Source organism: Microcoleus sp. BM001215392 (genome assembly GCF_036700185.1).
Taxonomy (GTDB): Bacteria; Cyanobacteriota; Cyanobacteriia; order Cyanobacteriales; family Microcoleaceae; genus Microcoleus.
The window spans coordinates 1-6,435 of record NZ_JAUBOJ010000409.1 but is presented as its reverse complement, the minus strand read 5'-3'; the positions used below and the strand labels follow the sequence as shown (position 1 = coordinate 6,435).

Genomic DNA, 6,435 nt, shown 5'->3' with positions numbered 1-6,435 from the left:
TTGCGTCCTTTGCGCCTTCGCGGTTAAATCATTCTGATGCAACCGGAAACGATATGATTGCTGGTGAAACCCGTCCCATAGATCGCAACTCAAAACTCAAAACAATTATTTATGGCTGTTTCCACTCAAGCTCCCCCTCCTACTCCTCCGAGTTCTCCCTCGAAGGCTGAAACTGTTCCTCCGTGGTCGAAGTGGACAGGCCCGCTAGCATTGCTCGGCCCTTCTGGCTTGTTCCTGATTTTATTATTAGTAATACCAACTCTGGTGATTTTTCAGCTTAGTTTGGTGCCGAATATTAAGCCGGGAGATTTGGTGAATCCTTCGGGAATCGGCAATTATCTGCGAGTGTTTGAGCCGCTGAATTTGCAGGTGATGGGTCGATCGCTCTTTTTTGCCACGGGAACGACTATTCTGTGTTTACTGTTGGGATTTCCCGTCGCTTACTGGATCGCGCTCAATGTCTCGCCCAAGTGGCGGAATTTAACATTGTTGGGCTTTGTGTTGCCGCTGTGGACTTCTTCACTTTTGCGATCGTACGCTTGGATTACAATTCTGCGTCCTACGGGCGTTCTCAACTCGCTCCTGGGACTTTTGGGCATCCCTCCTCTAGAATTGTTAAATCAAAGTTCCGCCGTTCTAATCGGCATGGCTTACAGTTATTTGCCCTATATCGTAACCATTCTCTACGCTTCCTTGGAAAAGCTCGATCGCAGATTGCTAGAAGCGTCTCAGGATTTGGGCGCCAATCCGGTAGAAACTTTCTGGAAAGTGACAGTACCGCAGACAATGCCGGGGATTGCGGCGGGTTCTTTGCTAGTATTTATTAGCTGTTTGGGGGATTTTGTCGATCCCGAGTTGCTCGGTGGAGCTTCCAGCATGACGGCGGCTCGTTTAATTTACAATCAGTTTTTGGGGGCGACTCAAAATTGGGGGCTGGGATCGGCTCTGAGTATGGTATTAATTTTTGCAGTGAGTATCGGAATTGCTCTTTTACTCAAATATGGCGATCGTAATGCAGTTTAGTCAGTTGACAGTTGACAGTTGACAGTTGACAGCAGTAGTCAGTTGACAGTTGACAGTTGACAGCAGTCATTAGTCATTAGTCATTAGTCATTAGTTATTAGTTATTAGTCATTAATTAGTTGCTACAAATTCTCTTCAAATCGATGCCCGATGCCCGATGCCCAATTCCCAATTCCCAATTCCCCGATTACCAATTACCAATTCCCGATTAACGAGATATGGAAAATACCGCCGACAATCCACAGGAGGAAATACAACCCGATATGTACTTAAAACCTAAATTTAAGATTTCTTGGCAGGCAATATTTACCGTTTTGATGTTTTTTTATATGTACCTGCCCATTTTCGTACTCACATTTTACAGCTTTAACAAATCCCGTTTTAGCGCCGGCTGGGAAGGATTTACTTTAGATTGGTACGTTAAATTATTTAGCGATACGCGGATTTTAATAGCCCTGAGAAACAGTTTAACAGTTGCTGTTTGTGCCGTTGCCATCTCCGCTGTACTCGGAACTTTGATGGCCGTTGGTTTAGCCCGCTACCGCTTTCCCGGCAAAAGTTTATATCAGGGAGTTTCCTACTTGCCGATTATTATTCCAGATATTGCGAGCGCAGTTGCGACTCTGGTATTCTTAGCGGCGCTGGCTATTCCTCTGAGTTTGTGGACAATTGTTGCCGCCCACGTTGTGTTTTGTCTGGCTTACATTGCTCTAGCTGTTTCTACGAGATTGGCAGATTTAAACCCCTATTTAGAAGAAGCTGCCTTGGATTTGGGCGCAACGCCTGTTGAGGCTTTTATTCAGGTTTTGCTACCTCAATTAATACCTGGAATTGTTTCGGGTTGTCTGCTATCTTTTGTTCTCAGCATGGACGATTTTTTGATTGCGAGTTTTACCGCTGGTAGCGGGACTACAACTCTACCAATGGAAATTTTTAGCCGGATTCGGACTGGGGTGAAACCTGATATTAATGCTCTCAGCGTGCTGTTGATAGTCGGTTCGGGAGGATTGGCGTTTTTAGCGGAATATTTGCGGGGAAAAGGCGATCGAAAACCCTCTCATTAGTCATTAGTTATGAATCGTTGGTGACAAGAAATTGGACTTTTATGAACTACAAATACAGCAGGGGTGAATAGAGTTAAGAGCGAGGATTCCAACAGGTAAAACTTTGTAGGGCCCACAAGGCCCGTGGCTGCCATCCTGGACAGGGGATTCGGCACGGGATCGCGCCCCTACAAAATCCAGATTTTTGTGAGTAATGAAATAGCCCTGGTTGCGATAGTAGCATTTGGCTTTTTTGTAAGCGGGTGTCTGCTATTTCGAGAAATTATTCGCCCTGTAGCGACTACCCAGGTATCTGTTGGTAATTTAGTCTTTAGTTGGGTAATATTTATTGATGCTAAATATCTCAATCAAAGGTAAATATTTTTTTCTCCTCTGAACCCTCTGCGCCATCTGCGGTTAATCCAAAAAAATCTTAACTTCTTTTCCAAATCTTAATTTCCCCCAACCAACCCGCACTCACAACAGTCTTAGCATCAGCGCTAATTCCCACAGCAGTAACATAGCCAGAATGGCCGCTCAAATTACCTCTTAATTCACCCGATCGCACATCCCACAGTTTTATACTCTTATCCCAACTCCCAGTAACCAGTATACTCCCATCCCGGCTGATTGCCAGCGACCAAACTCCATCAGTATGTCCGCTCAAACGCCGAATTAACTGCCCGTTTGCGACATTCCACAACCCGACAGTACCGTTGCTGTTGCCGGCGGCCAAAGTTTGGCCGTCGAAAGTAAAAGCTAGGGACAAAACAGACAAATTCTTGCCGCCAATCGTGCGAATTGCTGCACCTGTCGCTAAATTCCACAACCTAATTGAACCATCTTTGCTGCCGCTCGCTAAAGTTTGGCGATCGGGACTAATCGCCACAGCATTGACTAAACCAGAATGTCCGGTTAAAGTCCGCAGCAATTCCCCGGTTTTCACGTTCCAAATCTTAATCGTTTTGTCCCAACTGCCGCTCGCGACAAATTGACCGTCAGGACTGACGGCAACACTCGAAACAGCACCGGAATGCCCGCTCAGAGTGCGGACAACCGCGCCTGTTTCCAAATTCCAAATTTTTACTGTTTTGTCATCGCTGCCGCTAGCTAATACTTTCCCGTCGGCACTGGCAGCCAGTGCGTTTACTGCTTCCGCGTGTCCTTGCAAAGTAGTTTTTAATTGCCCGCCTGGAAAATTCCAAACAGAGATTGTGCCGTTGCTGTTTCCTGTAGTAAAATAAGTAGAAGCTAGGGCAAGAGAACTGACAACTTCTGAAGGCCCTTTGAGGGTATTTGTGGCTGCAAAGGCGATCGCACTTCCAGGCTTCCGAGGCGGATTATTAACAGGAGTTTTTGGATTTGCGGCTGTGGGAGATTGGGGAACAGCCGGCAACGAAACAGTCGATCGCCATTTCATAAAAGTATTAATTTCTATCCCCGCCGCCACGATTTTATCAGAATTTTCCTCTAACCTGACAATGCCGTTAATCGCCACAACTCGCCCCGCGTCATCGAGCACTGGCCCGCCGCTCATGCCCGCTCTCACTAAGTTATTGTATACCAAAGTATAGCCGTTCCACGGAGTTTGGCGGCCGGTGAGCTGACCTTCGGTAGCGATGAAAATCGGTTGTTGCAGCGAACCGCCGGATATCGGCCAACCAGCCACATAAGCCTTTTTTCCGGGAGTTGCCGCAGAATTGCCTAATTCAGCGAGACGGTAGCTTTGAGGGCTGCTGATGGGGACGATCGCTAAATCCGCACCGGGCATTCGCCGGATTAGACTGTATGATACAGAGTGAGCTTTACCGTCGGGAGTTACAACCTCGTAATCGCCTGCTTTATCGACTACGTGCCAGTTGGTGAGTATATAGTATGTGCTACCTTGTTTCTCTAAAATTACTCCCGAACCGCCTTTTGTGCCCTGGATGCGCACGGTGATTTGTTTGGCGACGGTTTTAACGGCGTCGGCGGTTAAGGCTAGGGCGATTGGAGGTGAGGTGAGTGGGATGAGGGCGATCGCGCTGAGGGCGATCGAAGCACTCAAAATAGCCGGAATTGTTCTGCTGTAATTCATGATTGTGTCAATTTAACATACCCATCTATCAACAGACGGATTAGTTTTCCGGTTTGTGGCGTATTGATGGTTGATAAGGGAAGAGTTTTTGCAAGTGCGAACGAATTCTAAGGAGGATCGAATGCTATTCATGATTATTGAACGATTCAAAGATAATGATATGCTGCCAATTTATCAGCGCATTCGTGACGAAGGCAGAATGTTTCCCGAGGGTCTTAAATATATTGATAGTTGGGTAGAACCCAATTTCAGTAGATGTTTCCAGCTTATGGAGTGTGATGATTTGCGCTTATTTCAGGAATGGATTTTGAAGTGGTGCGGTTCTGGAGCGACTTTTGAAATTGTGCCGGTAGTTAGTAGTAAAGAAACCCGAGCAGTTGTCGAACCATTGCTCGATTGCTTGTAAATTATTCATAGTGGAGGTAGACATGATATCTAGAAACTGGAACAAAGAGTTAACAGAGGAAAATCTCCGACAGCAAATAGCCCAAGCCAAGCAAACATGGAAAACCGCTGAGGCTACAGAGCCGCGTGCCGAATCCGTGCAGTACAATCAGTCGGAAGATTTAATTGTTATCAAACTCAAAAACGGTGCTATTTTCTGTTTTCCTCCAAGGCTTGCACAAGGCTTAGAAAGTGCTTCACCAGAACAACTTGCTGATGTTTGGCTGCCGCCTTCCGGTAGCAGCGTACACTGGGAAAGCTTAGATGTTGATTTTGGCATTTCCGAACTTATCGCAGGTATTTTTGGGACAAAATCTTGGATGGCTAATTAATTTCTTAGTCTCGCGTTGCGCGGACAAAAGTTTGTGTAGGATCGGTTTGAACCGCCGAGTGGCTCAAATCCCCGAATTTTCTAATAATTCGGGGATTTTGCCTTAAATTTTATGCCAAATCGAACAGCAAAAACTCCGCATCTTCTGCCGCTTCTACAACCAACTCTGACTCATCGCTAACCGCCGCACCGTCACCCTTTTCTAAAGTCAAGCCGTTGAGCAAAACAGCACCGCGAGCAACTTGTATCCAAGCATGGCGATTTGGCTGCAAAACATGAGAAACCCGCGAGTTTTTATCCAAAACTGCTGCATACAAATCGACATCTTGATGCACTTTCACCGCACCATCTCTCGCATCTGGCGCCGCAACTAAGCGCAGTTTCCCGCGCCTTTGGGCTAGGGGAAAATCCCGCTGCTCGTAACTCGGCGGCAATCCATTAGTATCGGGTAACAGCCAGATTTGCAGCAAATGAACTGGGTCAGTTTGCGAGGGATTGAACTCGCTGTGCTGGATGCCCGTACCTGCACTCATCCGCTGCACTTCACCCGGTTTGATTACTGCGCCAGTACCCAAACTGTCTTTGTGTTCTAACGCTCCTTCCAGTACATAGGTAATGATTTCCATGTCGCTGTGCCCGTGAGTGCCGAAACCTTTCCCGGGGTTAACGACATCCTCGTTGATTACCCGCAAGGAGCGAAAATTCATATAATTGCGATCGTAATAATCGGCAAAAGAAAATGTATGATAACTGTCCAGCCAACCGCGATTAGCGTGTCCTCTTGCTGCACTTTTTCTGATGGTAATCATTTTCTGAATCCTCCTGCGATTTGAGATTTGAGATTTTAGATTGAAGAATTGGGAATGACTGAGGTCGCTCGTGGTTTGGAAGGCGAGCCTACAGTTCCATTGTTTTCGGGAACTGGTATTAGTGAAAATTCTCGGGTGTTTCTGGGATGTTTCTACTTTAAACCGAGTCAAGCTATTATGGGAAGTACGCACTTAAAAGTGCGGTAGTTACCAAAAAGATACTATGCAAGCTAAAGCAGGAACTATTGAGCGCGCAAATTGCCCGGTAGAAACAACTTTAGAGGTGATTGGCGGGCGCTGGAAAGTCTTAATTCTCCGGGAGTTGTTTCAAGGAGTGAAGCGTTTTAACGAGCTGCAACGAGCTGTCAACGGCATTACTCAGAAGATGCTGACGCAGCAGTTGCGAGAGATGGAGTCAGATGGGATTGTTCATCGGGAAATTTACCTACAAGTTCCGCCGAAAGTTGAATATTCGCTCACGCCTTTGGGCGAAAGTCTTAAGCCGATTATTGATTCGATGCACGAATGGGGGATTAAGCATCTTAACTATAGTTAAGTTTATTGCAGTGTAACTAATTCCCAATTTGCGATCGCTGCCGGTTATATCATAAAATAACCCTTATCAAGTTTGTAGTGAGGACTTCAGTCCTCTCTGATTTGAAGAGGACTGAAGTCCGAACGATCGAACCTGTTATAAAGTTCGATCGT

At 46.2% G+C, this 6,435-nt stretch carries 9 protein-coding genes; 7 read left to right on the top strand and 2 right to left on the bottom strand.

Annotated elements, in window-relative coordinates; all coding sequences use genetic code 11:
* Nucleotides 1-111 precede the first annotated feature (111 nt).
* From QT974_RS29315 to QT974_RS29305, 3 genes are all read left to right on the top strand, one after another.
* Nucleotides 112-1,023 carry an ABC transporter permease gene (locus QT974_RS29315; protein WP_333471905.1) on the top strand — a complete coding sequence of 304 codons (912 nt, stop codon included), beginning with the start codon at nt 112-114 and terminating at the stop codon, nt 1,021-1,023.
* A 218-nt stretch (nt 1,024-1,241) separates the two neighbouring features.
* Nucleotides 1,242-2,087 (top strand): ABC transporter permease, encoded by an 846-nt coding sequence (locus QT974_RS29310; RefSeq protein ID WP_333471904.1) that lies wholly within the window; start codon nt 1,242-1,244, stop codon nt 2,085-2,087.
* 186 nt (nt 2,088-2,273) lie between these two features.
* Complete coding sequence (locus QT974_RS29305) at nt 2,274-2,444, top strand: hypothetical protein (RefSeq protein ID WP_333471903.1); 171 nt, start codon at nt 2,274-2,276, stop codon at nt 2,442-2,444.
* A 55-nt stretch (nt 2,445-2,499) separates the two neighbouring features.
* Here the strand turns inward: QT974_RS29305 and QT974_RS29300 are convergent, their stop codons facing one another.
* Nucleotides 2,500-4,143, bottom strand: a complete 1,644-nt coding sequence (locus QT974_RS29300) for a trypsin-like peptidase domain-containing protein (protein ID WP_333471902.1) — start codon at nt 4,141-4,143, stop codon at nt 2,500-2,502.
* Nucleotides 4,144-4,264: 121 nt separating this feature from the next.
* On the opposite strand from QT974_RS29300, the gene QT974_RS29295 reads away from it, so the two are divergent.
* Nucleotides 4,265-4,549, top strand: coding sequence for a DUF3303 domain-containing protein (locus tag QT974_RS29295; protein ID WP_333471901.1), 285 nt, complete (start codon nt 4,265-4,267; stop codon nt 4,547-4,549).
* A 22-nt stretch (nt 4,550-4,571) separates the two neighbouring features.
* A complete protein-coding gene (locus QT974_RS29290; RefSeq protein WP_333471900.1) occupies nt 4,572-4,919 on the top strand; it encodes a DUF2442 domain-containing protein in 348 nt (115 codons plus the stop codon).
* Between the two features lie 109 nt (nt 4,920-5,028).
* Here QT974_RS29290 and QT974_RS29285 read toward each other — a convergent pair whose 3' ends face one another.
* The gene (locus QT974_RS29285; protein WP_333471899.1) at nt 5,029-5,727 is read right to left on the bottom strand and encodes a pirin family protein; all 699 of its coding nucleotides are present in this window, start codon (nt 5,725-5,727) and stop codon (nt 5,029-5,031) included.
* A 54-nt stretch (nt 5,728-5,781) separates the two neighbouring features.
* Here QT974_RS29285 and QT974_RS29280 point away from each other — a divergent pair, with 54 nt between their 5' ends.
* Nucleotides 5,782-5,934 (top strand): hypothetical protein, encoded by a 153-nt coding sequence (locus tag QT974_RS29280; RefSeq protein WP_333471898.1) that lies wholly within the window; start codon nt 5,782-5,784, stop codon nt 5,932-5,934.
* 16 nt (nt 5,935-5,950) lie between these two features.
* Nucleotides 5,951-6,283, top strand: a complete 333-nt coding sequence (locus QT974_RS29275) for a winged helix-turn-helix transcriptional regulator (RefSeq protein ID WP_333471897.1) — start codon at nt 5,951-5,953, stop codon at nt 6,281-6,283.
* The last annotated feature ends 152 nt before the right edge of the window (nt 6,284-6,435 follow it).

Coding starts and splice junctions, on each gene's coding strand:
- QT974_RS29285 (WP_333471899.1), bottom strand. CDS start 5,727: ATGATTACCATCAGAAAAAGTGCAGCAAGAGGACACGCTAATCGCGGT.
- QT974_RS29295 (WP_333471901.1), top strand. CDS start 4,265: ATGCTATTCATGATTATTGAACGATTCAAAGATAATGATATGCTGCCA.
- QT974_RS29290 (WP_333471900.1), top strand. CDS start 4,572: ATGATATCTAGAAACTGGAACAAAGAGTTAACAGAGGAAAATCTCCGA.
- QT974_RS29300 (WP_333471902.1), bottom strand. CDS start 4,143: ATGAATTACAGCAGAACAATTCCGGCTATTTTGAGTGCTTCGATCGCC.
- QT974_RS29280 (WP_333471898.1), top strand. CDS start 5,782: ATGACTGAGGTCGCTCGTGGTTTGGAAGGCGAGCCTACAGTTCCATTG.
- QT974_RS29315 (WP_333471905.1), top strand. CDS start 112: ATGGCTGTTTCCACTCAAGCTCCCCCTCCTACTCCTCCGAGTTCTCCC.
- QT974_RS29275 (WP_333471897.1), top strand. CDS start 5,951: ATGCAAGCTAAAGCAGGAACTATTGAGCGCGCAAATTGCCCGGTAGAA.
- QT974_RS29310 (WP_333471904.1), top strand. CDS start 1,242: ATGGAAAATACCGCCGACAATCCACAGGAGGAAATACAACCCGATATG.